This is a genomic window from Rhizorhapis suberifaciens, from assembly GCF_014200045.1.
Lineage (GTDB): Bacteria > Pseudomonadota > Alphaproteobacteria > Sphingomonadales > Sphingomonadaceae > Rhizorhapis > Rhizorhapis suberifaciens.
Window position 1 is genome coordinate 1 of sequence record NZ_JACHOV010000005.1, and the last position, 24,892, is coordinate 24,892.

The following is a 24,892-nucleotide window of genomic DNA, read 5'->3' on the forward strand; positions in this document are numbered from 1 at the left end:
TGTCGGCTCAATCTGCGAACTCTACTCCTCAGACGAATGCTGGAATTATCTCAAACACGCTGGGTATGTTGCAGATTAATGGCTCGTTGCTCTAGATGTCGATTGGGATCTCCCTGCCATGCTCGCCGCACAAATGCAAAGCGCGTGAGCTTAGCCTCTACGTCCGTCCCGGCCGCCCCCATGCCCAAGGATGAACCCGCACGCCCATTCAGCCCGCAATTGGTGCTCGGGCTCACCCTGAGTGCGATAATCCTCTTCATCGATGGCTATGACCTTGCCGCACTACCGCTCGCGCTGCCGCATATCGTGCGGGAACTCCAAATTCCCGCCGCCAATTTCGGGTTTGCGCTCTCTGCCGTGCTTGTAGGACTTGGGGCGGGCGCCGTGCTGCTCGCGCCTATTGGTGATCGCTTCGGTCGTCGACCCACGATCATCGTCACCGTTGCGCTGATCGGGCTCACGACGATCGGGACGGCGAGCGCAAACAGTGTGGCCGGCTTTTCAACCTGGCGGCTGCTGACGGGACTGATGCTCGGCGCGTGCCTTCCTAACGTGACCGCACAGGTCGCGCTCTGGGCTCCGGAAGGCAAGCGGGCGAGCACAATTACGATCGTCTCCCTGGGCATCTCCATCGGCGGTATAACGTCAGGACTGGTAGTACCGCTCCTGGTGTCGTTCGGCGGCTGGCGCGCCATCTTTTTACTGCCTGGCATAGCCACCGTGTTGCTGGCTATAGTCTTATTCTTCCTGACCCCGCGCAAGGGTTCGCTGCCCGAACGGCAGGACGAAACATCCGTCACAAAGCCTGCGCGCAGAGGCGGCCAGTTGCTTGACATATTGCGCCCCCCGCTGCTCGTCGCGACGGTCACCTTCGCCCTGATCTATGGCCTCAATGCATTTGCCATCTATCTGACGAGCAGCTGGATCCCAACGCTGCTGCCTAAGGTTGGCTTCTCGCTTGGTCTCTCCGCCCGCTTCATGTCGATTGTGAATCTTGGTGGCCTTGTCGCTGGCCTGGTGATTGCCAAATTGGTGGATAGGAGCCGGGTAACGAGGGTACTAAGCGCAGCATATGCAACAATCGGCCTTGCGTTTGTCAGCCTTACATTCGTGCCGCCGAACCCCTGGACTTGGGGCGCTTTATTGTTTCTTTCAGCAGGTGGCACTGCGGGCGTTCATCTGGCTCTCGTTGGGATCGCGACCGATTTCTTCCCGGCGCGCTACATGGCGACGGCCATTGGCTTTGGCGTCGCGGTGGCGCGCATCGGCGCAATTGGCGGGCCAATGGTCGGCGGGTGGCTGATCGCTTCAGGCATCAGCGTTACTGGCTTCTTCCTTTATGCTGCACTCGCCCCCGCCGCATGCCTCGCTGCGACCTGGCTCGTGCCTGCCGCCCAGCGCGCACGACACTAAACCATTCAGGACGAAACAAATGATGTCCCTTTTCGATGAGATCGAGAATTTTCCCGAAGTGCCGGGGATTGAGCTTGCGTTGGAAGTACGCTTGCGCTTCCATCCCCTGCCCCGCCTGAAAGACCTGCCCACCGGTCCAGACAAGGGTATGGTCGTTGTCTCGGCAGGAGAATTTCGCGGTCCTACGCTTAATGGCGCGGTGCTTCCAGCTAGCGGCGGGGACTATGCAACATTTCGCAGTGACGGGGTGGTCCAGCTCGATGCGCGCTACCTGCTGCAGGAAGCGGACGGCACGCCGATCATGCTTCACAACCGGGGTTTCATCTGGGGGCGCACGCCCGATGTGATGCCACGCTTCAGCCGGTTCGCCAATGGCGCGAGCGATGAGACTGTCAGTCCGGACGAATATTATTTCCGCACGTTGACGAGCTTTGACGTGCCGCGGGGAAAGCATGACTGGCTCGCCCAGCACGCCTTCATCGGCGCTGGTTCACGGCTAGCGGATGGCAATGTCGTTCGCTATTACAAGATCCTCTGAATGGACGCCTTTGATGGCAAAGTCGCCGTGGTGACTGGCGGTGCAAGTGGTATTGGCCTTGGCATCGTGAGGGCATTACTTGCAGCGGGTGCACAGATTGCGGTGCTTGATCTTCGCACAGATCATATTGCGCAGGCGCAAGCCGACCTCGTAGAGTATGGGGGGCGGCTCGTTTTCATACAGATCGATGTCAGCGACCGGGCGGCTATGGCGCAGGCGGCGCATACGGTAGTCGGTCACTTTGGGCAGGTCGATATCCTCGTGAATAATGCAGGCGTCGGCCTCCAGCGTAGCTGGGCTCAAGTAAGCTATGCCGATTGGGACTTTGGCCTGCAGGTCAATCTTGGCGGCGTCATCAATGGGATCATGACGTTCGAACCGCTGTTGCGCGCCAATGCATCAGGCGGTCATATCGTCAATACCGCCTCCCTTGCCGGGCTCGCGACAGTGCCTGCGGCGATGGCGATCTATGGCACGACCAAAACTGCGATCGTTGCGCTCAGCGAGGCCCTCGCGCCAGAATTTTCCGAAGCTGGCATCGGCATGAGCGTGCTGTGCCCCGGCCTAGTGCGCAGCAATATCCTCGATATTGACGCCAACCGACCTGCTCGCTTCATGGGGGATGTGGCGGCTCGTGCGACGACCCCGGAGGATCGCGAACGCGACACATCGGACACATGGATGGCCCCCGACGATGTGGCCCGGATGGTGTTGGAGGGCATCATTGCCAAGCGGCTTTACATCATCACTCACCCGACGCATCGCGACAAGTTCGAGGCGCGGGTTGAAGCAGTGCTGGAAGCTTGGCCTTCCGCCTAGGGTGAGTGACGGGAGTTATCGTTCGACCAGTCCGCGCCGCCATCGACCCGTCGATCTCCTGGGTCGGCAAGGATATGCGTGATTGTTTCAAGGCGGTAACTGTCCCACTGCATACCGCCATTGTCGGTACGATAATCTGCCGCCACCCGGGGCTGACAGAGATATGCCCCTGCGCGCGCCTTTGCAATTGCGCTGTAAAGCGCGCCTCGGAAGAGGGGCAACGAGAGCCGGGCGGCATGTTGGGGCGCGAGTTGATCATGGCCCTCCAGCAACGCCAACATTTCTCGGATTTCCTGCGGTATATTTTCAGTCAGCTGCACTCACGCAATCGGTGAAGGCGCGTTCACGCGCACGCGGAGCGACCACAGCTCCTGGCGCTCATCGTTAACGCCGCCATCGCCACCTTGGTCGCGCTAAAGAGCCAGATGAGGGATGCGGTGCAGCCCCCGGCGGGGGCGTGATATTGACTATTGTGTGCAATGGAAGAGCTTGCCCGCGCCAATGCCGCGCAGCGGCATCCGTCGCGCCCTCCACAATCTCGCCAATCTTCGGTCTCAGATCCCTAGAAGACAAGAATGACCGACCCAGCATCATCCGCATGGGTAGCGAGGTGGCCAGGCTTCTTGCAGATGCGATCTCCAAGCGCCTGCGCTGCGGACCAGTCGGCACTATCGCTTCTGTCAGCGTACGCCATGCCCAGCCGCGACGATCTCATCAACCACAGTCTGCTTGGGGATATTCTACCAGTCCCCACGAACGCTGTTGCCGCCGAGTTCATCGACTATCACATGGCGCCTCCGCGGGCAACGCACCTAGCCTAGCGACCGCACCGCGCATAACCGGCCAGACCAGCACGCGCATGACTCACGCCGCGAGTTCCGCAGGCCGCACCCGCGCATTGTCGAGCTGTGCGCGAGACACCCAGCTGCCATGCACCTGAGCCCGCATTGGCAGCGGCATTGGCACACGCGCAATCGGCCCCTTGGCGATAGCCCCCGCCTCTACAATCCATAGCTCGGACTGAAACTTATTGTCGCCATTCTGGCGATCGACCACCGCGAGCAGCCATCCGTCATGATCGGGCGCGGTCGAGGGAACATGCACCGGTTCGTTGATCGCCATACCAAAGTCCATTGGCATCATCTCGATCCGGCCATTGCCCGGCTCGATCCGCAACATCGCGTTGAATGCAGCGCCCACCGGCCCGCCCGGCAGCGGCGGGCCACCTTGGGGATTCATGCTCATATACCAGGCGGCGCGATAAGGCCGACCCTGGTCGACATCGCGCAGGCGCGGCATGTCGCCCGGCGGACCCATCACCCGCTCCTCATAACTTTCGCCATCCTTGCTCATGTCGAACGTCCAGCGCGTAAGCCCGCCACCAATCTCGCGCTGTTCGCGCTGGATGCCGCCTGCTTCGCGCATGAAGCCAAACGCGTTGGTGTCCGAAAGGCACAGGTCGAGATGCACCAGATCGCCATCGTCGAATGCGTTGACGAGATGGAAGGCCGAGATTCCGGGGCGCCCACGAAACCAGCGCATCTCCTCCACCTTACCATAGCGTGGCATGATGCCGACCCAGCTTTCCAGATCCTGATGATGCGCCCAATGCGCGCCGCCTGCCTTGAGCCTGTCGAGGTCGGCCGTCGTTGGGAAGATCGGGAAAATCGCGTATTTCTCGCTGATCGCAAAATCGTGGATGGTTGAGCAATAGGGCTGCGCGAACCATTGCTCGCTAATCAGATTACCGTCCTTGTCCGCAATGCAATAAGCGACATCATTGGTGCACAGGCCCCCAGCCTCATAACCAAAGAAGAACATTTCGCCCGTTTCAGGGTCGATACGGGGGTGGGCCGTGAAAGTCTTAGAGCGCAGCGCGCCATAAAAGTCCCAGCGCCCGATGGTCTTCAGCGTATGCGGGTCAATCTCATAGCCGAGGCCATCCTCCTTGGTCATGAACAGGCGCCCCGCGTGCCAGACCGGCGTGGTGTTGGCGACAGTGCGATCCTTGCCCTCGACGGCGGGATCATCCGTAAAAGGATTGCGATATTGGCCAAACAGCGCCCGCCGCGCATCGCGTTCCAGCTTATAACGCTCAGTCTCGACGTAACGGATCGCATAATCGACCTTGCCGCCATTTATGTCGAAACGGGCCACCATGCCATCGCCGGAAAGGACGATATCATTACCATATTTGGGGGATAGGGCAGGATCGGGCACCGCGCGAAAGAAGGCGCCATCAACCTCGGGCGGTATTTCCCCAATCACATCAAGATTGCGCACCGACCATTCGATGCCGACCGGTGTATTCAATCCTGTGAAATGAATGCTGTTTGGGAAGTTCGGCACCATCAATCTCCTGTATGCCCCTTATTGGATAACAATAACATTCGTTACCGTTAAAGCCAAGCTCAGACCTCGTTTTTGCGCAGCGTGCGGATCACATGATCCGACCCCTTATCGCCGATCATGATGGCCGTCGCATTGGTATTACCCTGCGGCAGCGTCGGCATGATCGACGCGTCAGCGACCCACAGCCCTTCAAGGCCAATCACTTTCAGATCGGCATCGACAACTGCCATCCGATCATCTTGGCGACCCATTTTCGCCGTGCCGACAGGATGGTAGAGCGGGATGGAAGCCATGCGCACGTAATCGCGCAATTGCGCCGGGTCGGTCATCCCCGCACCGGGCCGCAACTCGCTTTTAATGAAGGGGGCGACGGCCGGCTGCTCTAAAATTTCTCGCGCGATAGCAATGCCCTCGATGATCTGATCGATATCATCCTCGCTGCTCAGTTGCTGATGCGCGATGACCGGCGGCGCCAGCAGATCAGCTGAGCGCAGCGTTATGCGCCCACGGTTCTTGGGACGCATCAGACCGACCAGTGTCGAGATTGACGGATCTGGGCGCAGCATCAACCGGCCTTGTTTATCAAAATCGAAGGCGAAGGCAGCGAACGATATCTGGAGGTTAGGCGCTGGCAGCTCAGCCCTACTTTTCACAAAAGCCTGCGCGTGGCCGATCGCGGTCGTTAGCGCCCCCTTGCGTGCCAAGGCGAATTTCATGACTTGCCACGCGCCGCGCAGGCCCTTTGCATCGCTATTGAGCGTGACCGCTTCGACATCGTTCACAACATGTATACCCACATGATCCTGCAGATTGGCGCCCACGCCCGGCCGATCGCATACAACGTCGACCCCCACAGCCCGCAAATGATCGGCCGGCCCGATGCCGGACAACATCAACAAGCGCGGAGTGTTCATCGCGCCAGCACTCAGCACGACGCCATGTCGCGCATTCAGTTGCTTTTCCTGCCCATCGTGCCGATAGGCGATGCCGGTCGCCCGGCCATGCTCTACGATGATGCGTAACACCTGCGCCTCGAGCAGGATGTGCGGCGCATTGTCGCTCTTGCGCTCATGCAGATAACCGCGGGCAGCGGAACAACGCGTGCCGCTACGCTGCGACACCTGGACATAATCGACCCCTTCGGCATGCTCGCCGTTCAGATCGGAGGAGCGCGCGATTCCTGCCTGCTGAGCCGCCTCGATCCATGCATCGGTAATGGGATAGCGCGCCCGCCCTTCCGACACCGCAATCGGCCCGCCCGTGCCGCGCCAGGCATTCGCGCCGCGCTCATTATCCTCCATGCGGCGGAAATAAGGGAGGACGGAGGCATAGTCCCAGCCTTGCGCACCATCCCGCGCCCATTCGTCATAATCCCACTTATGTCCGCGAATGAACATCATGCCATTGAGCGCGCTTCCGCCACCCAGCAGCTTGCCTGCAGGCCAGATGTCCGCGCGCCCGCCCAGGGTCGGGTCGGGCTCCACCTGATAGCACCAGTCAAATTCGGGGTTCTGCACCACCGCGCTAGTGAACGCGGGGACCCGCGAGCGATAATGACGATCGGTACGCCCCGCCTCAACGAGCGTGACATTCAAGCCAGCGTCGGCGAGCCGCCCTGCCATCGCAGCGCCGCCCGATCCGCCCCCGACGACAATGAGGTCCGGTTCTTGCATCATGCGTCCTTCATTTCCTTAAAAGCCAGATTTGGTCGTCGCATTCAGCGCGTCGACTGGTTCGCCTTCAGTCTCGAGCTTCCGTTCCTGCGCTCGCGTCGTCACCTGCTCGGCAATCAGCCAGGCGCGGATTGCAGTTGAATCTTGCGCGGTCAGAATATCCCCGATGCGGCGCGCGACTGGATGCTAGCAATCCCACAAGCAAGATCTGCCGGGGCCTCGTGCGCGCTCGGACCCGTCTTGCGAAGTTCCGGCGCATTGGCGCGAAGCGGATTGAAATGGCAGCAGGCGCAAGTCCCAGAGAATATTCCCTGCCCACTCGCCAACACCGCCGGTGTGCCGCCCGGCGCCTGCCCAAGCGGCTCGGACGCGACTTCGCCCCCCTCGTTGCGGGGTGATCATTCTTCAAGACGGCCAGATTATCTGGTCGGTCGGCGAAGATCAGTGAGGTGTAAACGATATGCTGCGCGCCCCGCGCCCCTCCTGCTTCTAAGACGTTGCAGTGCCGACCCATGCGCGAGCCGACGTGTGCAATGTTGATTTGGAGCATCCGTTCGCCGCCCTTCATCGCAGGAAGCGTTCCAGGATCATCGAATTCCGCCTGACGGACATCTGCGCCGCGCTCCGCAAAAGTGCGCCCGCTTGGCTGGCATGCGCGATAGCAGAACGAAATCCTCCGGTATCCATGCCGTCGGTAAAAGCTCAGCTGCAGCGCCACCAAAGGAGCCGGACGCTCCGGTCACGATGGTTTTTCCCATGGGCGTCCTCTCACTAATCATCAATGTCGTTGCACATGATTGTAACGATTGTTAGGATTGCGTCAACATGTGTGCCTGTGGAGAGGAAGGAATATTGCCGTCATTGTCGATTGAGGGCCGCTTTGCCCGGCAGGACCTGGTCGCCGCATACAGCTGGGCGCTGGACATCGGCGACGTCGAGGCGTTCCTCGCCTGTATCACACCATGTGCGGATGTGAGCGAGGAAGAGTTCGACGAGCCGGACGTGTGGGTGGGCCATGATGGCATTCGTGGCCTCACCGAACATTATCGCGACGCTGAGGGGTTCCCGAGGCACCAGCATCATGTGACTCAGGTCCAGTACATGCGGCAGGGTGAGGGCAGCTGCAAAATGCGCAGCTTTGCCTTCCTGACGGGATGCGAGGACGAACTGCCCTACCTGTTGCGCTTTGCAGGCCGGTGTGATCATCACGCGTTCAAAGTAAGGATGGCAAGTCACGGTTACAGCAGCGCATCGTACGTCTGTGGGATGGTGATGTGCTCAAAAGCTTCCCCGCTCGTAGCGAATGGATGCCGTGCGAGCGGCCCGATTCGCTAACTTTCAAGCGCTGAACCGCCACTCGCAAAGCAAACGGCAGCAAAACTAATTCTACGGCGGGATATCATGAATGACGATCAATAGCGGCGACAACTCGTCGCAGCCTAAAAGCGGAGCCGCGCGGAGCCTGTTCTTGGGTCTGGCCTTCGGAATGCTTTCTGCTCTTGGCCCCTTCGCGATCGACCTCTATCTGCCCGCCATGCCGACGATGGCGCGTGCAATGGGGGTGGATAGCGGCGCGGTGCAGCGGTCACTCTCCGCCTTTTTCCTCGGGCTCGCCATTGCACAAATTCCGCTCGGGTGGCTCGGCGACCGCTTTGGTCGACGCAAGCCCTTAATCGGGGGCCTTGCATTGTTCGCCGCTGCCTCGCTTGGCTGCGCTCTGGCACGCGATATTGACCAGTTGGTTGCCCTACGCTTCCTGCAAGGCATGGGGGCCTGCGCGGGCACGTCCAGCGTCCGAGCGATGATCCGCGATAAGCACAGCGGCCATCATGCCGCGAGACTGATGGCCTTCACCTTTCTCATCATCGGCATTTCCCCAGTGCTTGCGCCACTCGCTGGCAGCTACTTGCTCCGAGCGACCTCCTGGCAGGGCCTGTTCGTCATCTTGGCGAGCGCAGGGGTGACGGCGGTACTCGTGGTTACGCTGTTCCTCCCCGAAACGTTGCCGCCAGCGCGTCGCGTCGCGTCGCAATCAATTTTGCAGGCTTCCGCTTATCTTCTAGCAAAACCCACTTTCGTCGCTTGGGCCTTCGTTGCAGGCATGGCGACAACGATCCCCTTTGCCTTTGTCACCGCTGCACCCTTCCTCTTCTCCCAAGGCTATGGGTTGACGCCGCATCAATACAGCCTGCTCCTGGCGCTGAACGCGATCGTCTCCATCGTCGCAACGCAGTTCGCGCCCTACCTGATGCGGCGGCTGGGCGTGCTGCGACTGGTGACAATTGTGGTGATTATCGCGACCGTGGCCACCGGCATCATCGCGCTCGCTGCGACCACGACCACGCATATGCCGCTCGCACTTTTGCAAGGCTATTCCATGCTGATCTTCGCTGTATCGTAAGCATACGCCGAGGACCGCGGCGAAGATGGATCAGGCGGCGAGAGCGACCTGAGCGGCCCGCCAGTTCCACGGGAGCAACTCGTCGAGATGACTGACGGTATGGTCAGCGATGCGGGCGAGGACATCGGCGAGCCATGCCTGGGGATCGACGTCGTTGAGGCGACAGGTTTGGATCAGCGAATAAGCGACCGCCGCTCGCTGACCACCTCGGTCGGAGCCGCAGAATAGCCACGACTTGCGCCCAAGGGGCACACAGCGCAGCGACCGTTCGGCGGCGTTGTTGGAGAGGCAGACCCTGCCGTCATCGAGGAAGCGGGTGAACGCGTCCCAGCGGCGCAGCATGTAGTTGATGGCCTTGGCGAGATCGTGGTTGCGCGAGATCCGGGCGAGCTGCGCGTTCAGCCAGGCGTGGAGCTCGGCCATCAGCGGGGCGCTCAGATCCTGCCGCGCGGCGAACCGCTCGGCCGCGCTCTTCCCATTGATGCCGCGCTCGATGTCGAACAGGGCGTCCAGCTTCTGCACCGCCTCGAGTGCGATAGGGTAGATGATCCCGGCTTTCTCGCCGCGGCTCTTCTTGCGCGCCGCGCCTTCGACGTCGGCGAGTTCGAAAAACTTCCGGCGCGCGTGGGCGAAGCATCCCGCTTCCAGGATGGACCCGGCCAGGCGATCGGGAGCATAGAGCTCGCCGTACCCGGCATAGGCGTCCGCCTGCAGGATCCCTGACCAGGATGCGAGGTGCGCCTGCGGATGTTCGCCGCGGCGGTCGCGTGAGTAGTAGAACACCACGGCTGGTGGATCGGCGCCGCCGAATGGACGGTCATCCCGGACGTAATCCCATAATCGGGCGGTATCGGTCTTGCCCTTGGCCATGACCGGCACGGTGGTGTCGTCGCCGTGCAATCGCTCGGCGGCAAAGACATGGGCCTCGATCAGCCGGAAGACAGGCATCAGCGCGAAAGCAGCCGCGCCAACCTGATCGGCGAGCGTCGATACGCTCAGCGGCACACCTTCACGGGCAAACCGGTCGGCCTGGCGGTTGAGAGGCTGGTTCTGGCCGTACTTCTCGAACAACAGCATGGCGAGAAAGCTGGGGCCTGCCCATCCGCGCGGCACGACGTGGAAGGGTGCTGGCGGTTGCGTGATCTTCTCGCAATCCCGGCAGGCGAACTTCTCGCGGACGGTCTGGATGACCTTCCACTGGCGCGGGATCACTTCCAGCGTCTCGGTGATATCCTCGCCTAGCTTCGACAGCTTGGCGCCGCCGCAAGCCGGGCACGAACAGGGCGATGGCACGACAACGCGCTCACGCGGCAGGTGCTCGGGAAAGGGCTTCCTCACCGGGGCCTTGCGCTCGAAGCTGCGAACGCTGGCGGTCTTCTCGGCGGCGGCCTCAGCGACAAGGGCGTCTTCGCTGGCGTCGGCTTCGAGCTCCTCGAGCTGCAGCTCCATCTGGTCGAGAAGGCGGCGGGTGCGTTCGGCGCTGGCGCCGTATTGCTCGCGCTTCAGCTTGGCGATCTGCAGCTTCAAATGAGCGATTAGCGCTGCGGTGGCACTCTCGCGGGCATTGGCATTGGCCAGCCTCGCTTCGGCTTCGTCGGCTCGCAAAACGGCTGCTGCAGCGAACGCCAGCAGCGCTTCCATATCGTTCGGCAGGGCAGAAATGGCGGTGACCACGAGGCTGAGTGAATCACTTGTCGCTCCTTCCCGCAAGACCAAAATGCGGGGGCGAACAGTCTATCCGGCGCTCTGGGGACGCCAGCTATATTGGGGATTACGCCAGTCGATGCCCTCGAGAAGGCAGGCCAGTTGTGATGCCGTCAGCGCCACGATCCCGTCGGTCGCCGAGGGCCAGATGAATCGGCCCTTCTCGAGCCTCTTGGCATAAAGCGACATCCCGATCCCGTCGTGCCAGACGATCTTCACCAGCGATCCGGCGCGGCCGCGGAAGACGTACAGGTCGCCGGCGAAGGGATCGCGGCGCAGCGCTTGCTGCACGATCAGCGCCAGGCCCTGCATGCCTTTGCGCATATCGGTGTGACCCATGGCGATCCATACCCGCGCGCCCGGTGGGATCACCGCAGCGCCTTCAACGCCGCTGTTGCCAGCGCCGGCGATGCTGATGGAAAGATGGTGATGCGACGGCCGCGCGGCAGATCGATGACGATGGCTGCGCTCGAGCCCAACAATGGGGTATCTCCGCCATTGATCACCACGGCCTCGGCGAAACCAGGGCCATGCCCGTCGTCGGGTGCAGGTGGCGCATCCACCGCGAGCTTGCTGCGCCAAGTGTACAACTGCCCCGTCGAAATCTCGTGCCGCCGCGCCACCTCGGTAGGGCAAGCACCGGGCGCGAAGGCCTCCGCCAGGATCTGGAGCCGCTGCTCGTCACTCCACCGCCGGCGGCGCTCAGGTCCTGAAAACACCGTGATCTGGCCCACCTACCGCTCCTATGTGCGCTCGTACGAGCTCTCTTAAGAGCGGGCCTTCACCTGCACGACAAGGCGGCCGCCGCCGGATGGATACGCTGTATCTGGACTGATGTTGACACCATCTGCCATCTCGGCGCTCGACGCATCCGAGCAGGGTGCCGGCGCCGCCGCTGGTCTGCTCGGCACCCTGCAGCTTGGGGTGACAGCAGCCGGGAGCGTCGCGGTTTCGCTTTTCCCCTCCTTCACGATGACACCCCTCATCAGCATATTGGGCGCGGGATTCATTTTGGTCTTGGCGACGATGGCCATGCTACGCCTGAGCGAGACAGTTGAGAACGCAGGTTAATCCTCAGGGGGTCTTGTGCGATCCAGGAACAGCGAAACCCCAGCGTCATCGCGCGCTTCGAGCGTGTCGATCAGTTTGCTAAGCATGGCATTCAGATTTGTGATCTCCGCGGGCTTCAAAGCAGAGACAAGATAGTCCGCTACCGAATCCGTTTGGGGACGCATCGCCTTGTACAAGCGCTCGCCTTCCGCGGTCAGGCTCAGTGTCTTGCGTCGCCGGTTCGCCTCGTCCCTATCCACAGAGATGCGACCATGCTTTTGCAACGTTGCAACGGCCCTTGAAACGCTCATCGGATTTACCCCGGTCAGCTCCACTAACTCATGGCTCGCAGTATGAGGAAAGCGTCCAATGAGCATTAGCAGGCGAAACTCGTTGAGGCTGATCTTGTGCCGATGTTCCAGATAGGTCGCGAATGGCGCCATCAGCTTGTTAGCAAGCTTCAGAACGCCATGCAGCGCGACGGACGAAGGGCTTTCGCGCGTTTGCGGGGTTGGCGGGTCATCCACCGCGGCTACTGCTGTACGGGCGATATTCTTGGACATATTTTCGCCTAACACATCTGGGTGCCAGTGAGTCAAGCACCGGCCATCACGCTATTACACGATCAGCGCTCGTGAATTTTCCATCCGCAAGACGCTAGTGAATATATCACCACATCTGCTGCACCTCGCTCTTCACAATGGTAACGAATTACTCCAGCCCTTCCGCTTTGAGCATGTTAGCCATCGGGTCGCGCAACTTCTACCTCGATGAGGGCTCGAGCGCGACTAGCTTGTCGCCGGTCGTGAAATTTTCGATGATGACGCGATCCCGTCATCGCCGTGGGGAAATCCGTAGGATCGCTTGACGCCTCCCGAGCGCTCAAATCGATCGTGAACAATGTCATCCGCGCGCGCCGCGCATAATATCTTGAATACCGTCATAATCCCGATCGTTGAACGCCCGTGCGTAACGCTCATAATCCGCCTGCTCCATCATCCTTCCCCCGCTCGTTTTTGGTCCTTGCATAAGTCATTAACGATCGTTACTATTAATGAACGAGCCCGCCAGGACGAGCGGTAAGAGGGACTGAAAAGTGAGCAGAACGCCGCGCGGAGAGCGCACGCTGAAGTTGGCCAAGGACATGTTCAAGCATGTGCTGGCTCCTTTCGATGCCAACGCCGCAGATCGCTGCATCACTCCCGATTATACCAGCACAACCAGCGCGTCGATAACGGGCTGGAACCGCTCAATACGCTTCTGCGGAAGGTTCCGGTCCAAAGCCCCGCTGCAGCGCACGACGTCAAATGCGCCTTTGGCAATGGCGGCCATGTGATTGTCCATTATCAAGTCCGCCGGTGGCCATGTCAGACGTTAAGCAGGATCTACCTGCAGGACGCCCCAACCCCCACTCGCAATTTTAGCGCCAGACGGGAGAAGGCATATGCGTTTTAAAGACAAGGTCATACTCGTCATTGGCGGCAATAGCGGAATAGGGTTGGCCAGCGCACAAGCCTTTGCGGCGGAGGGCGGCATCGTCCACCTCACAGGGCGAGACCCAACGACGATCGAAAGCGCTGTCACCAGCATTCCCGGAGCCTCGGGCTACCGCTCGGATGTTTCCGATCTGGACAGTCTCGAGCCCGTGCTTGCCTCCATCAGGGCCCAGCATGGGCGGTTGGATGTGCTTTTCGCCAATGCGGGCGTTGGCGGCTTTGCGTCGGTGCGCGACATCACACCGCGAGATTGGGACGAGGTTCATAATATCAATTTGCGCGGCTGCATCTTCGCGATCCAGAAGGCGCTGCCGTTGATGGGCGTCGGCGGATCGATCGTGGTGACCGGATCGATCGGTGCGCACGCATTCGTGCCCGGCAACACGACCTATGCTGCCGCCAAGGGTGGTCTCGCTGCTGCACTAAAGGTGATCGCGGGGGAGTTGGTGAGTGAGGGCATCCGTGTCAACCTCGTAAGCCCCGGCCCCATCGAAACGCCATTGCTATATCGCAATCCCGGCCTGACCGGCCATGCGGTCGACAGGCTGCGAGAAGCGATGATCGACGCGACACCGATGGGCCGCATGGGCAGGCCCGAAGAGGTGGCCCGCGCTGTACTCTTTTTCGCGTCAGAAGATGCAAGCTTCATTACTGCCGCCAATCTCTTCGTCGACGGCGGTACGCTCGAACTAAGTTGAGAGGACGAAACGGAATGGACAGCGTTTTTTCGACGATCGACAACCCCAAGCTGGAATTCGCGATGGAGGTGCGTCTGCGGTTCCCGCGCGTGCAAACCATTGCGAACAGCCCCTGGGGCGGCACCCACCATGTGCCTCGCCCGCATAGATGACGGATTCGACTTGGGCATCGGACAATATGCCGAGCGTCACGAGTTGCGGCGGCAGATGCGGCCGGTAGGAGGGCTTGGGCGGCGCGACCGAAGCCATCGCCGCGGACTGGACCAAGGGTGTCGGATGCGCACTCGCACCGGGGATCGCGATCGACTGGAGTGCATAGGGTTCATAGATGCTGTCCCCCAGGCGTTCCGCAGGCGGCGTCCAGTCGACGATGTCATAGGCCAGCTCGACCGGTTCCGGCTCGAAGGTCGAAGGCACGGAGGCGGTTGAGGCGGCGCGGATTCTGGTCCGGGCTGCCTTGACCGGCAGGGCCGCGACTGGTGACGGTGTGGTGGGCGAGCGCGGCGGAACCTGGGCCTGGACCCAGGCGAGCAAGGTCGCGGTGTCGGGCGCGACGCCAGCGCTTTCAGGAAACTGACTGGGATCTTCGGCCGGCAGCTTGTCGATAACGGTCAGGCGGGTGTCGATCGTCGTGCCATGTTTCGCATAGACTTTGCCGTCGATGGCAGCAGTGAACAGGATGCGCCCCGTCTCCTGCAACCGCGCGAAGGCGTCGCGCCAGACCGGCGCATCGGGCGCGCAGCTTGCTCCGGTGATCGCCACCAGACGGCCGCCCGGTTCCAGACGCGCCAGCGCTGAGGCGATGTGGCGCAGCGCCGCGTCCTTCATGGTGCGCTCGACATGCGCCACCGCCGAGAAGGGCGGGTTTATTAGCACGACGCTCGGGCGGACGGCGGATGGCAGCCGATCGTCGATCGAGGCCGCATCATGGCCCGAGACCGGCACATCCGGAAACAGTAGCCGCAGCAAGTCCGCGCGGGTCTCGCCCAGTTCGTTGAGCGTGAGCCCTGCCCGCGCCAGCATGGCATGGACGGCGAGCATGCCGGTGCCGGCGGACGGCTCGAGCACATGATCGCCAGGGCTGATTGAAGCCGCCACGGCCGCGACAAAGGCAAGTCCGGGCGGCGTCGAGAATTGCTGCAGAGCCTGGGAGGTTTCCGAGCGGCGGGTGTGCGTGGGCATCAAGGCAGCGATGCGCTCGATCAGCGCCAGCGCGTTCAGCGCCGCGCGGCCGACAATCGCCTGACCATAACGGCGCAGGAACAAGATTTCGGCGGCCTCGCAGGCGTCATAGGCGCTTTTCCAGTCCCAGGCACCCTCGGAATCGCTCGCGCCAAAAGCTTCAGTCATTGCCGCGCGGATCTGCACCGCATCGATGGCACACCCGGCCTCGATCGCCGGCAGAAGGCTGCGCGCGGCGGTCAGCAGGGCATCCGCCCGCTCCGCAAAGCCGGACGCAGCAGCAAGAGGCGCGGCGCAAAGCGCCGCGTCGGACAGGATATGGGTCATGAGTGAAGGTCTCCGGGAGAGCGGGAACAGGTGAAACCCGCCGGGTGCTCTCCCTCTTGAGGGCCCGGCCGGGTTCCCCCGTACCGGTCAGGACTCTTCCTCTCACGCCGCTGGCGCGAATGATCGCTCAGACAGCCAGATTGCCGCACGATTCACAGCACTACGGCGCGCTCAAGCGGGTGGAGTATAGGCTTCGTAGGGGTTGCCGGGGGCAAGATGACCGAACGGCGTCATCACATAGTCGCCTTGATCGCGGCCAACGGCGCAGATTACGTAGCGGGTCTCGCCGCTTTCCACCTCCGTGCATTCCATCAGCGCCAGATCGCCCGCCTTGGCAGCCTTCACCAGCGTATCGAAGTTGGTGCGGGCATAATCAGGGATAGCCATAACCGATCTCCCCGTTGGCCTGAGCTTCCTTGTAGAAGCGGTCGAACAGCGTGTTGGTCGATTCCGAACGGATGGTCTCGGCAGTGATCAGCATGGCGAGCCCGCCGAAGCCATCTGATCGCATCTTCGAACAAGTGAAGGCCATGGTCACGGTCAGATGGTCGAGGTCTGGCGAGCGGCGTACGATGTCCTGCAGCACGTCGGCCCAGAGATCTCCACACATGTCGAGTTCGATGTCATCCTCGCCGAGAATCGCATCGGGCTGCTCTTCGAGCAGCTTTTGCGCAAGACGGCTGGTGTCGGGCTTGGCCGCATCGAGGGCTGCCCGGACGTCGCCAACGGGCATGAAGATAAGGTCGTTGGCACCGTCCTCGCTGTAGTAATAGGCAGTCTCGTCAGCGATTTCCTCATCGAACACCTGGGCGAGGAACAGGCGTTCGATCGGCAGCATGGCGCTGAGCGGAATAAATGGTTCGACCACGGTCGGAGTGTAATAGTCGGCCATCGTCTGGCTCCTTGATATGTTTTGCCCCCGGCGATGGGCGCCGAGGGCAGTGGTTGTTTAACAATGCGCGAGCGCCGTTTGTCAGGCGGCGACGGCATCGAACGGATCGACGTCGCGGTGGATCGGCTGCGCGCGGCCCATCCAGGGTTCGGGCCGGACGCAGCGCACCCAGTCGGCGAAGCTCGGGATGAACCCCAGATCCTCGCGAACATGCTGCTCCCCAATCAGGCGAACGGGAACGACGCGCCCCGTCGAGACGGTGATCGTCGCGCCGAAAAAGCGCTCGAGCATGAAGATGCCCTCGGCGTGATGACGCAGTGCGCGGTGCCGGAAATCCGCGGTGATCGCCTTGGATTCATCGAACCACTGGTGGAGCGGCAGATAGTCTTCCGGCTCGCCGCCCCATTTGCGGACCGAGGAAAGCGCATGGTGATAACAATGTCCCATCATCGCCTCCTCACCATTCGTGCGCGTAGTTTTCGGACGAGGTGAACCGCTCATTATAGTCGAGCGAAATCGTCCCGGCGGTCACGTCGAACGTGAACTCGCCATAAGCCCCGTCATTATTTTCCCACCCGCAATGCGTCTGGCGGAGCAGGTCATAGGCGAGGTTCTCGATCGATTCGCTTGCCGACAGGTTATTGGCGGCTGGCTGGTCGGCACCATGGTCCAGCATCCTCACTTCAATGGTGCCGCCAGGCAATTCGGCTGGCTGATCGCCGATGAAGGCGGCGACATCCTCGATCTGGCCGCTATCGCCATAGCCGTCGAAGGTGACGGTTACGAGCGTGAGACCCGCCGAAGCGAGGCGGGCGAACAGCCGTGCCTTGTTTTCGGGAACGAGCTTTGCGGCATCGGCTTCCCACTGCGAAAAACGTTGCATGATTGCCGCCATGTCGATGGCGGGCTGGGTTGCGTCCGTCATTGCGGATCTCCTGAAAGGCAAAAGCCCGACGCAGGGGTCGGGCTTTTGGGGATTGGTGAAAATAGGATGAATGGCGGTGCCCGATCATTCTCGGAGACCACCAGAGGCGATGTCGGCGATCCATTCGGCCGCCTCGTCGAAATCGGCGTCGTCGTCCTTGACCTGCCGCGCGAGAGCGATGGCGCCGGGGCGGCCAAGCTGCCCAAGTCGCTGGAGCGCGAGCAGCAACACAGGCGCGAGTTCATCCGGCGTCGCGGTATCGATCTGGGAAGTTCGCATCATTTGACTCCTGAAAATGCGAAAGCCCGACGTGAAATGCGCCGGGCTCGAATGATGAAGGGAGGATGGACGGGGCGGCCGAAACCGCCCCGCCCGGATGTCAGGCCGCTGCCGCGAGGCCTTCACCGCCGTCATCGACCGGCTGCGCATCGTCATCAAGAAAGGCCGGCAGTTCGGCGGCTTCGGCCTCCCCTGCCGGATCGTCGGCAGGCGCATCGAGCAGTTCGGGCGTCCGCATCGGCTCGGGAAGCCAACCTGCGTCCTCCAGCAGCCGCTCGGCCTCGTTCGCCATGTCGCCCTTCTTGAGATGGTCGATCATCTCGGCGAACTTCGGTCCCTTGGCCTCGGCGACGTCGGCAAGGATGCGCGGCTTGGTGACGCTGCGGAAATAGCCCTCGACCGTCGGACGCCAGCCCGCGCCGACCAGATCGAGGCCGACGGCCCGCGCGAGGACATGGCTGTGCGCGATGCGCCGCTCGACGCTATGCTTCGAGATGCGGCCATTGTCATACTTCGGCACCACCTCGTGCTGTGCGTTCAATGCCTGCGAGGCGCAATGCGCGAACAGCGCCGCCTGCTCGGCCCCGTCGAACTGTAGCAGTGCGTCCCACAGATCCTTGTCGCTGTCCGGCAGCCGGTCGGCCCAGCGCTTGTGGCGCTCAGCAATCGCCTTGGCCGGCGCGCTGTCGCGCAAGCCCGAAGGCGCGAAACCGAACGACACCTTGGTGAGCGACAGTTCCAGGCAGGATTCGCGGCTGTAGGTGTAGAAAGTGCTGAGCACGAAAGCGTGCAGCACCGCCGCGAATGCCGTGGACGGGTTCTGCGCGAAGGCATCCTGTAGGGCAAGCGTGCGCCAGGCGGTAAGCTCGGCGATGAGGCGATCGGGAAGGGGTTTGAGGATTTCACCATCCTCCTCGTCATCTCCGACAGATGCCGCGCCGATCGGCACGACATTGGTCTCGGCCGTGCCAGCCAGCGTATCGCCTTCCTCTCCGGCAGAGGCGCCGTCGATGCCGCAAACGGCATCGGCCTCTCCGTCTTCGGCCTCGATCACCGGCTCATCCTCGGGACGGACATAGCCGCGCTCGATGCAGAGCGATCCATCGACCTCGATCGAGACGAACACGCCGGCCCGCGCCATCTCTTGCGCGTCGAAGGTCAGCGGTCGTTCGACCAGCGCGCCGATCTCAGTGTCGATAGCGGCAATGCGCTCATGCACCTCATCCGGCACATTCGGGTCGTCGGACCATTCCGTTTCGATCTTCTCGGCCTCGGCCTCCAGTTCCGCGAGCCGCGCCTCCTCTTCGGGAGTGCGCGGGACTGACACGCCGTCAATCTCGCGCAGGCCGTCGGCAACACCCCAGGGCAGATCGACGGCGGTCGCGACCCACTTCCAGCCCTCGCCGCCGATCTTTTCACCTTCGGCCTGAAGCTTCTCGGTGACGAGCCGGTCGAGGAGGGCGGGATCGGTCAGCCAGCCGCCATCGTCATCCTCGAACAGGTCGCGCATCACGCCGCCTCCGGCTTCGACATAGGCCTCGACCCCGACGAACCGCACCCGCTTGTCCGCAACGCGCACGCTGTTCTCGGTCAACTTCTGCCGGATGTAGGCGCCCGACCGGTTGTAGCTGTGAGCGAGCAGTTCCCAGACCTGCTCCTGGCGCTCATGGTCGTCGGAGACGGAGAAGGCCATGAGCTGCTCCAGCGTCATGCCGTCCTCGGCATAGATCTCGTGCAGCTTGGGCGAGACCTTGGCGAGCTTCAGCCGCTGGTTCACGACCGCCGGCGTCACGAGAAAGTGCGCGGCGATCGATTCGATATCCTGGCCCTTGTCCACCATCGCCCGCATGGCGCGGAACTGGTCGAGCGGATGAAGCTGCTCGCGGAAGGTGTTTTCCGCATAGCTGTCTTCTTCGGCGGAGACGACATCATTGGCCGCCTTGACCACGCAGGGAATGGGTGCGTCCTTCGCGAGCCGCTTCTGCTTCACCAGCAGTTCGAGCGCCCGGAACCGCCGGCCACCAGCCGGCACCTCGAACTGGCCGGTCTCCTGGCCCTCCGCGTCGAGAATGGGCCGCACGTTGAGGCTCTGGAGCAGCGTGCGGCGGACGATGTCCTCCGCCAGTTCGCCGATCGATACGCCGGCCTTCACCCGGCGGACATTGGACTGGGACAGATGCAGGCGGTCGAACGGAATGTCGCGCGAGCCGCTGAGGATGAGTTTCTGGGGCGCTTTGACCATGGGGCTTCTCCATGACGGGCCGCCGAGAGACTCTCTCCCGGCTTCCCAGCCCGTCATGAAGCCAAGGGCTTCCCTCTTCCTCTCAGGGCCTGCCGCAGGCAGGCCTTAACGCGACCCGACGCTCCGATACCGCAGGTCGGTATCAATGCTCTTGCCATTAAGTTCGCTATTGTCCTCATTCTGCCGTGGAGCGAATCGAACGACAGGAATTGTCTGCCGTCCTGCTGGCGGCGCCCGGATGGGCGCGCATCGGTCTGACGATGCCGGACGAACGGATGCGCGAGCGGGCCGCCGATGCATTGGCGGCAACGATCATCGAAAGGCTGGACGGATTATCCCCTCCCGATGTGAACCAGCTCAACCTTCCACTGTGAGCGGAGATGTGGGCCGCGCCGCGACGTCGAAGACGCCGCGGCGAACGTCGAAACGCTCGGAGAAAGTGACGACATTGGTGCGGCCCTCGCGATCGACCTGCGTGAAACGCAACACATCGCCTTTCAGGATTTCGATCGTCACCGGCGGCAGCTCGTCGCGGGGATCGTGGAAGGTCATGCGGTTCTTGGGCATGGGGGCGACTCCAAAACTGCGACCCATGACATAGCAGATGATCGGTGCCGACGCTTCCCCACGGGCTACCCTTGCCTCTGTCCACAATATTGAACTATATAAGGACAAAAGGAGGCTCGCATGAACAAACCGATCACGCTCAATGTCCGGATCAGCGGCGCGCTGGGCGAGTTCGTCGCGGCCAATGTCGGCGATCAGGGCGCCTATGAGAATGTCAGCGAATATGTGCGCGACCTGATCCGACGCGACAAGGAGAGGAGCGAGGCAGAGCAGTTTCAGCGCCTCAAAGCGGAGCTGACGCGCGCCTTTGCTGCGCCCGAAGACAGCTATGGCGCATTGGATGCCGAGGCCGTGATCGCCCGCAATCGCCGGGCGTGACATGACGGCATTTCGCGTTTCGGCGATCGCGAGCCAGCGGCTCGACGAGATTTTTGTCTATACCCGCGACACATGGGGCCAAGAGCAGGCCGAAACCTTTATCCGCGGTCTGTTTGCCTGCTTCGACCGGATCGCGCGCCGCGAATTGCTCTGGCGCGTGATACCGGCCGAATTCGACGTCGACGGCTATTATTGCCGCCACGAACATCACTATGTCTATTGGCGGTTGCTCGCCGACGGCGCTGTCGGGATCGTCACCATCCTGCACGAACGCATGCACCAGATGGACCGTTTCCGCGAAGATGATGGCGCCTGAGATCGCCGGTCAGCGATCGCGTGAAAGCGTGCTCGCGCCCGGCGCCGATCCCCGGTGGAGGATCCGTTCGCCCTCGACCAGCGACCCAGCACGGGAGGCCGCCTCGGCATAGGCCGAGAGCGGAAACCTGCCCTCGAAGAGGGTATCGCGCTCGATGCCGAGACCGAAGGGAAGCTGGATTGATTCCAGTTCCTCCAGCGCAAAGCTCCCCAGCTCCGGACAGCCGAAACCGAGATCGGCGAGGCCGAAGAGAATCCCGTCCTCATCCAGCTCCGTGGCGAGCCAGGTGGCGGGGCCAAGGGGATTGAAGAAACGGACCACCGGCACCGGGTCGGGTGCGGGTTCACCGCGGCGGAGCGCCTCGCAGCGGGCGCGGTGGTTGGCGCGCAGTTGGTCGCGCAATTCTTGTGTGAGGAGGATCATGCCGCCAACTCCTCCGCCTGGGGCTGCTGGGCATGCATCCAGTCGGCGGCAGCCTGTGCCTTGCTGGCCGCGGTGAAGATGGCGCGTGCGTCATCTTTTAGCGCTCGCAACCACGAGGCAACGTAAGCGGCGTGGTCGGGACGCGGGTGATGGGCGATGCCGAGGTCGGCGAGGACAAACGAAGCGGTCAGTTCGGCGCAAATCTCCTCGATTGCGAGACTGTCGCGCTTGAAGCGCTCCTTGAAGTTGCGATCGAGCCGGTGTTCCGCCCCGACCGCATGGGCAGCTTCATGTAACAGCGTGGCCGTGAAATGGGTGGCATCCTCGAACGCCGAGAAGGGTGGCATGAAAATCTGATCGAGATCGATGCGGTAATGCGCGTCGTATGCACCGTATGTGACGGGAATGCGCAAGGCGTCGAAGAAGGCATCGGCGTGCGTAAATCGTTCGTTCTCGGGCAGAACTACGACTGGAGCCGGCTCATATCCATCCACTTGGGCGAGGTTGAACACGGTGAAGGCGCGAGCGAACATACGTCCTGGCCCTGCTTCGCCATCGTCATGGTCGTCGTCGGCACGCGACGCAGCCTGCTTCCAGAACACGACCGTGGTGCCACGCTCTCCCTTGCGCACCTGGGCGCCGAGCGAAGCCCATTGACGGTAGGTGCCCCACAGGCCACTGGAATATGCGCTGGCTTCCGCGGCGATCCACAGCGCCAGCACGTTGACGCCTCGGTACTTCCTGCGAGAGATCACGTTCTGCGGCCTGGTAACGGCTGTGCCATCGTGATGCCAGGGCATACGCCAGTCTCCGGCGCCGGCTTCGATGGCGGAAATTATCTCGGCGGTGATGCGCGAATAGACGTCGGCACGCGCGGCCGATCCGTTGGTTCGGGTCATGGCAGGTCTCCATGACGGGCCGACGGCGAGCCTCTCTCGCCGTGCTAAACCCGTCACGGCCAACCGGCCGCACTCTCCCTCTGGCGGGGCGTTACGGGGCGGCAGCCCCGTTCGAAGGGGTCCGGGGAGACGAGGAACGCGGCTCACCGGCAGGGGAAGACATTCCCCTCCAGACTCAGAAAGACCTTCGCCAAGGAACGCGATTCAACGCCAGATTTGGAGGGGTCGGTGGTCGCCCGGTGGTCGCCCGCAGCGTTCGGCGCGAATTGGAGGCTCTTACGAACCCCTCTAATCCACTGATTTTCTTAGGAAAACTGGAGCGGGCGAAGGGATTCGAACCCTCGACCCCAACCTTGGCAAGGTTGTGCTCTACCCCTGAGCTACGCCCGCTCTGGCGGCCAGCAGCGTTAGCTCACTGGCAGGTGAGGCGCGGCAACTAGCATCGGTTTAGGACATCGGCAAGCCCCTTTCGGCCTTTTCTCAAACAATTTGTTTTGCCCGTTGCGGAAGCGAAGCGGAGTCCCACATAATGTGCTATTCACGTTGGTGGCAGGAGACGATCATTGGCGACGCTGGGACTAAGCGAGGCTGAAAAGACGGCGGTTGAGGCATTCAGGCGAGACGTTGTCGAGCCATCCATGACGCAATTGGTCATTGTCGATTTCTGGGCGGAATGGTGCGGTCCTTGCAAGCAGCTCTCCCCGGTCATTGAGAAGATCGCCACCGAATATGCGTCCAAGGGTGTGAAGCTGGTCAAAATCAACGTCGATGAAAATCGCTTTATCGCCAACCAGTTCCGGGTGCAGTCCATCCCAACCGTTTATGCGCTGTTCCAGGGCCAACCCGTAGCCGACCTGACTTCCGCACGCACCGAAGGCCAATATCGACAGATGCTGGACCAGCTACTGGGCCAGCTGCCGGTTCAGTCGCCCGAAAAGAGCGCCGCTGAGCAGATCGCGCCGCTGCTGGCCATGGGCGAGGAGGTGCTCGCCAATGGGGACGCCCAACGCGCGCTCAGCATTTTTACCCAGATCATCGAAATGGCGCCGGGCAATGCTGAAGCACAGGCGGGTCAACTCCGCGCTCTGGTAGCGATGGGTGAGATCAGTGAAGCCGAACTGATCTACGCCGAGCTGCCCGAGGATATGAAGAAGAACGCCGCGATGGGACGGGTGCGATCGGCCCTGGATCTGGCGCAGGCCGCCAAACCGATCGACAATCTTGCCGAGCTCCAACAGCGGGTCGCCTCCAATCCGGACGATCACGCCGCGCGGTTCGAACTGGCGGGCGGATTGATGGCGCAGGGCGACAATGACGGCGCGGCCAATGCGCTACTGGAAATCATCCGCCGCGATAGGGATTGGAATGATGCCGCCGCACGTGGCCAGCTTCTCAAGCTATTCGAAGTTGTGGGCCTGGAAGATCCCTGGGTTTCCGCTCAGCGCCGTCGCCTTTCCGCTATCCTTTTCGGCTGATCGAACGCCGCTCCCATGACTGTCCAGCGCATCTCGATCTTCCCTTTAGCAGGTGCGCTGTTATTTCCGCGCATGCATTTGCCGCTGCACGTCTTTGAGCCGCGTTATCGGGCACTGGTAAGCGACGCAATGGCCCGTGACCGCAAGATCGGCATGATCCAGCCCCGTGGCCTGGGTGTGTCGCCACCCCTTTTCGACGTCGGCTGCCTCGGTCGCATTGCCGATGTCGAGGCGTTGGAGGACGGCAGGTTCAATATCGTGTTGGAGGGTATTGCTCGCTTCCATGTACTCAGGGAGTTGGACGTAACGACGTCTTTTCGCCAGATCGAGGCTGAACTGGAGAAGCAAGCGGGGGTGGAAGACGTGCTGGCCGGCATTGAGCGCGCCGCACTGGAGCAGGAGGCGCGGCGGTTCGCTGAGCTCCAGGGCTATACCGTCGACTGGAACGCCGTCGCCAGATTGGATGATGAGGCGCTGGTCAACGGAATTGCACAAATTGCTCCTTTTGACGCGGCCGCCAAACAGGCCCTGCTGGAAGCGGACAGCCTGAAGGGCCGTGCCGAACTGGTAATTCAACTGATGCAGTTCTTTGGACGTCATGACGGCGATGATCAGGCGACACTGCAATGAGGAAGCCTGATCCGGAATTGTTGAGGATTTTGGTCTGTCCCCTGACACGCGGGCCGCTCCGCTATGACGAAGAAGCGCAGGAACTGATTTCCGAGCAGGCCGGATTGGCCTTTCCTATTCGCGATGGAGTTCCGGTCATGCTGGTGGAGGAGGCGCGGCGACTGGGCGAAGGACTGGGCGAAGAAGGTGCCTCAAAAGGACCACTGGCCTGAC

General features: G+C 61.9%; 30 protein-coding genes, 1 tRNA gene and 1 pseudogene. 14 read left to right on the forward strand and 18 right to left on the reverse strand.

Annotation, left to right across the window (positions count from 1 at the left end; all coding sequences use genetic code 11):
• The first annotated feature begins 144 nt into the window (after positions 1-144).
• From HNQ99_RS07220 to HNQ99_RS07230, 3 genes are read left to right on the forward strand one after another with little or no spacing between them, the layout of a single operon-like run.
• On the forward strand, positions 145-1,413 hold the full coding sequence (locus HNQ99_RS07220; RefSeq protein WP_322790336.1) for an MFS transporter: 1,269 nt from the start codon (positions 145-147) through the stop codon (positions 1,411-1,413).
• A gap of 19 nt (positions 1,414-1,432) precedes the next feature.
• Positions 1,433-1,951, forward strand: coding sequence for a DUF3237 domain-containing protein (locus HNQ99_RS07225; RefSeq protein ID WP_246414770.1), 519 nt, complete (start codon positions 1,433-1,435; stop codon positions 1,949-1,951).
• A complete protein-coding gene (locus HNQ99_RS07230; RefSeq protein WP_184474985.1) occupies positions 1,952-2,770 on the forward strand; it encodes an SDR family NAD(P)-dependent oxidoreductase in 819 nt (272 codons plus the stop codon).
• On the opposite strand, the gene HNQ99_RS07235 is transcribed toward HNQ99_RS07230, so the two are convergent.
• The 3 genes from HNQ99_RS07235 to HNQ99_RS07245 form a co-directional block, all read right to left on the reverse strand.
• Positions 2,767-3,090: a hypothetical protein gene (locus tag HNQ99_RS07235; protein WP_184474986.1), complete on the reverse strand. Its 324-nt coding sequence runs from the start codon at positions 3,088-3,090 to the stop codon at positions 2,767-2,769. The genes HNQ99_RS07230 and HNQ99_RS07235 overlap by 4 nt on opposite strands.
• Positions 3,091-3,634: 544 nt before the next feature.
• A complete protein-coding gene (locus tag HNQ99_RS07240; protein ID WP_184474987.1) occupies positions 3,635-5,119 on the reverse strand; it encodes a carotenoid oxygenase family protein in 1,485 nt (494 codons plus the stop codon).
• A gap of 62 nt (positions 5,120-5,181) precedes the next feature.
• Positions 5,182-6,795, reverse strand: coding sequence for a GMC family oxidoreductase N-terminal domain-containing protein (locus HNQ99_RS07245; RefSeq protein ID WP_184475212.1), 1,614 nt, complete (start codon positions 6,793-6,795; stop codon positions 5,182-5,184).
• A gap of 825 nt (positions 6,796-7,620) precedes the next feature.
• On the opposite strand from HNQ99_RS07245, the gene HNQ99_RS07250 reads away from it, so the two are divergent.
• Positions 7,621-8,130 carry a nuclear transport factor 2 family protein gene (locus HNQ99_RS07250; RefSeq protein WP_246414774.1) on the forward strand — a complete coding sequence of 170 codons (510 nt, stop codon included), beginning with the start codon at positions 7,621-7,623 and terminating at the stop codon, positions 8,128-8,130.
• Positions 8,131-8,200: 70 nt separating this feature from the next.
• The gene (locus HNQ99_RS07255) at positions 8,201-9,196 is read left to right on the forward strand and encodes a multidrug effflux MFS transporter (protein WP_184474988.1); all 996 of its coding nucleotides are present in this window, start codon (positions 8,201-8,203) and stop codon (positions 9,194-9,196) included.
• Between the two features lie 30 nt (positions 9,197-9,226).
• Here HNQ99_RS07255 and tnpC read toward each other — a convergent pair whose 3' ends face one another.
• From tnpC to tnpA, 3 genes are all read right to left on the reverse strand, one after another.
• Positions 9,227-10,837, reverse strand: a complete 1,611-nt coding sequence (gene tnpC, locus HNQ99_RS07260; RefSeq protein ID WP_221232628.1) for an IS66 family transposase — start codon at positions 10,835-10,837, stop codon at positions 9,227-9,229.
• 93 nt (positions 10,838-10,930) lie between these two features.
• Entirely contained in the window at positions 10,931-11,272 is a 342-nt protein-coding gene (tnpB, locus tag HNQ99_RS07265) for an IS66 family insertion sequence element accessory protein TnpB (RefSeq protein WP_322790337.1), read from the reverse strand.
• Positions 11,269-11,634, reverse strand: a complete 366-nt coding sequence (tnpA, locus tag HNQ99_RS07270) for an IS66-like element accessory protein TnpA (RefSeq protein ID WP_184474991.1) — start codon at positions 11,632-11,634, stop codon at positions 11,269-11,271. Before tnpA ends, tnpB begins: the two co-directional genes overlap by 4 nt.
• A 100-nt stretch (positions 11,635-11,734) precedes the next feature.
• Between tnpA and HNQ99_RS07275 the strand changes: the two genes are divergently transcribed.
• Complete coding sequence (locus HNQ99_RS07275) at positions 11,735-11,971, forward strand: hypothetical protein (protein WP_184474992.1); 237 nt, start codon at positions 11,735-11,737, stop codon at positions 11,969-11,971.
• Here HNQ99_RS07275 and HNQ99_RS07280 read toward each other — a convergent pair.
• Complete coding sequence (locus HNQ99_RS07280) at positions 11,968-12,513, reverse strand: MarR family winged helix-turn-helix transcriptional regulator (protein WP_184474993.1); 546 nt, start codon at positions 12,511-12,513, stop codon at positions 11,968-11,970. The genes HNQ99_RS07275 and HNQ99_RS07280 overlap by 4 nt on opposite strands.
• 533 nt (positions 12,514-13,046) lie before the next feature.
• On the opposite strand from HNQ99_RS07280, the gene HNQ99_RS07285 reads away from it, so the two are divergent.
• Together HNQ99_RS07285 and HNQ99_RS07290 are read left to right on the forward strand one after the other, a co-directional pair.
• Positions 13,047-13,286: a hypothetical protein gene (locus HNQ99_RS07285; RefSeq protein ID WP_246414776.1), complete on the forward strand. Its 240-nt coding sequence runs from the start codon at positions 13,047-13,049 to the stop codon at positions 13,284-13,286.
• 108 nt (positions 13,287-13,394) lie between these two features.
• A complete protein-coding gene (locus HNQ99_RS07290) occupies positions 13,395-14,144 on the forward strand; it encodes an SDR family NAD(P)-dependent oxidoreductase (RefSeq protein ID WP_184474994.1) in 750 nt (249 codons plus the stop codon).
• Between the two features lie 123 nt (positions 14,145-14,267).
• Here HNQ99_RS07290 and HNQ99_RS07295 read toward each other — a convergent pair.
• From HNQ99_RS07295 to HNQ99_RS07325, 7 genes and pseudogenes are all read right to left on the reverse strand, one after another.
• A pseudogene (locus tag HNQ99_RS07295) lies at positions 14,268-15,653 on the reverse strand (strawberry notch-like NTP hydrolase domain-containing protein); the annotation flags it as partial.
• Between the two features lie 171 nt (positions 15,654-15,824).
• Complete coding sequence (locus tag HNQ99_RS07300) at positions 15,825-16,040, reverse strand: DUF6117 family protein (RefSeq protein WP_184474995.1); 216 nt, start codon at positions 16,038-16,040, stop codon at positions 15,825-15,827.
• Complete coding sequence (locus tag HNQ99_RS07305; RefSeq protein ID WP_184474996.1) at positions 16,027-16,545, reverse strand: hypothetical protein; 519 nt, start codon at positions 16,543-16,545, stop codon at positions 16,027-16,029. Before HNQ99_RS07305 ends, HNQ99_RS07300 begins: the two co-directional genes overlap by 14 nt.
• An 81-nt stretch (positions 16,546-16,626) precedes the next feature.
• Positions 16,627-16,992, reverse strand: coding sequence for a DUF6915 family protein (locus tag HNQ99_RS07310; protein WP_184474997.1), 366 nt, complete (start codon positions 16,990-16,992; stop codon positions 16,627-16,629).
• 10 nt (positions 16,993-17,002) lie between these two features.
• Positions 17,003-17,470: a DUF6878 family protein gene (locus tag HNQ99_RS07315; protein WP_184474998.1), complete on the reverse strand. Its 468-nt coding sequence runs from the start codon at positions 17,468-17,470 to the stop codon at positions 17,003-17,005.
• 84 nt (positions 17,471-17,554) lie between these two features.
• Entirely contained in the window at positions 17,555-17,752 is a 198-nt protein-coding gene (locus HNQ99_RS07320) for a hypothetical protein (protein WP_246414778.1), read from the reverse strand.
• A 97-nt stretch (positions 17,753-17,849) separates the two neighbouring features.
• The gene (locus tag HNQ99_RS07325; protein ID WP_184475000.1) at positions 17,850-19,991 is read right to left on the reverse strand and encodes a ParB/RepB/Spo0J family partition protein; all 2,142 of its coding nucleotides are present in this window, start codon (positions 19,989-19,991) and stop codon (positions 17,850-17,852) included.
• A 209-nt stretch (positions 19,992-20,200) separates the two neighbouring features.
• On the opposite strand from HNQ99_RS07325, the gene HNQ99_RS07330 reads away from it, so the two are divergent.
• Positions 20,201-20,365: a DUF6771 family protein gene (locus tag HNQ99_RS07330; RefSeq protein WP_221232619.1), complete on the forward strand. Its 165-nt coding sequence runs from the start codon at positions 20,201-20,203 to the stop codon at positions 20,363-20,365.
• Here the strand turns inward: HNQ99_RS07330 and HNQ99_RS07335 are convergent.
• Entirely contained in the window at positions 20,349-20,558 is a 210-nt protein-coding gene (locus tag HNQ99_RS07335) for a hypothetical protein (protein WP_184475002.1), read from the reverse strand. The two genes, HNQ99_RS07330 and HNQ99_RS07335, sit on opposite strands and share 17 nt — an antisense overlap.
• A 120-nt stretch (positions 20,559-20,678) precedes the next feature.
• Here HNQ99_RS07335 and HNQ99_RS07340 point away from each other — a divergent pair, with 120 nt between their 5' ends.
• Positions 20,679-20,936, forward strand: a complete 258-nt coding sequence (locus HNQ99_RS07340; RefSeq protein WP_037487091.1) for a ribbon-helix-helix domain-containing protein — start codon at positions 20,679-20,681, stop codon at positions 20,934-20,936.
• A 1-nt stretch (position 20,937) separates the two neighbouring features.
• Positions 20,938-21,252 carry a type II toxin-antitoxin system RelE/ParE family toxin gene (locus HNQ99_RS07345; protein ID WP_184475003.1) on the forward strand — a complete coding sequence of 105 codons (315 nt, stop codon included), beginning with the start codon at positions 20,938-20,940 and terminating at the stop codon, positions 21,250-21,252.
• 9 nt (positions 21,253-21,261) lie between these two features.
• On the opposite strand, the gene HNQ99_RS07350 is transcribed toward HNQ99_RS07345, so the two are convergent.
• The 3 genes from HNQ99_RS07350 to HNQ99_RS07360 all read right to left on the reverse strand — a co-directional run bounded on the left by HNQ99_RS07350 (position 21,262) and on the right by HNQ99_RS07360 (position 22,964).
• On the reverse strand, positions 21,262-21,675 hold the full coding sequence (locus HNQ99_RS07350) for a DUF2958 domain-containing protein (protein ID WP_184475004.1): 414 nt from the start codon (positions 21,673-21,675) through the stop codon (positions 21,262-21,264).
• A complete protein-coding gene (locus HNQ99_RS07355; RefSeq protein ID WP_184475005.1) occupies positions 21,672-22,574 on the reverse strand; it encodes an ArdC family protein in 903 nt (300 codons plus the stop codon). Before HNQ99_RS07355 ends, HNQ99_RS07350 begins: the two co-directional genes overlap by 4 nt.
• A gap of 315 nt (positions 22,575-22,889) precedes the next feature.
• Positions 22,890-22,964 (reverse strand) — tRNA-Gly (locus tag HNQ99_RS07360).
• Between the two features lie 173 nt (positions 22,965-23,137).
• Between HNQ99_RS07360 and HNQ99_RS07365 the strand changes: the two genes are divergently transcribed.
• The 3 genes from HNQ99_RS07365 to HNQ99_RS07375 are packed head-to-tail and all read left to right on the forward strand — an operon-like array spanning position 23,138 to position 24,891.
• Positions 23,138-24,049: a tetratricopeptide repeat protein gene (locus HNQ99_RS07365; RefSeq protein ID WP_184475006.1), complete on the forward strand. Its 912-nt coding sequence runs from the start codon at positions 23,138-23,140 to the stop codon at positions 24,047-24,049.
• A gap of 15 nt (positions 24,050-24,064) precedes the next feature.
• Positions 24,065-24,679 carry an LON peptidase substrate-binding domain-containing protein gene (locus HNQ99_RS07370; protein WP_184475007.1) on the forward strand — a complete coding sequence of 205 codons (615 nt, stop codon included), beginning with the start codon at positions 24,065-24,067 and terminating at the stop codon, positions 24,677-24,679.
• Positions 24,676-24,891: a Trm112 family protein gene (locus HNQ99_RS07375; protein WP_184475008.1), complete on the forward strand. Its 216-nt coding sequence runs from the start codon at positions 24,676-24,678 to the stop codon at positions 24,889-24,891. Before HNQ99_RS07370 ends, HNQ99_RS07375 begins: the two co-directional genes overlap by 4 nt.
• Position 24,892 lies beyond the last annotated feature (1 nt).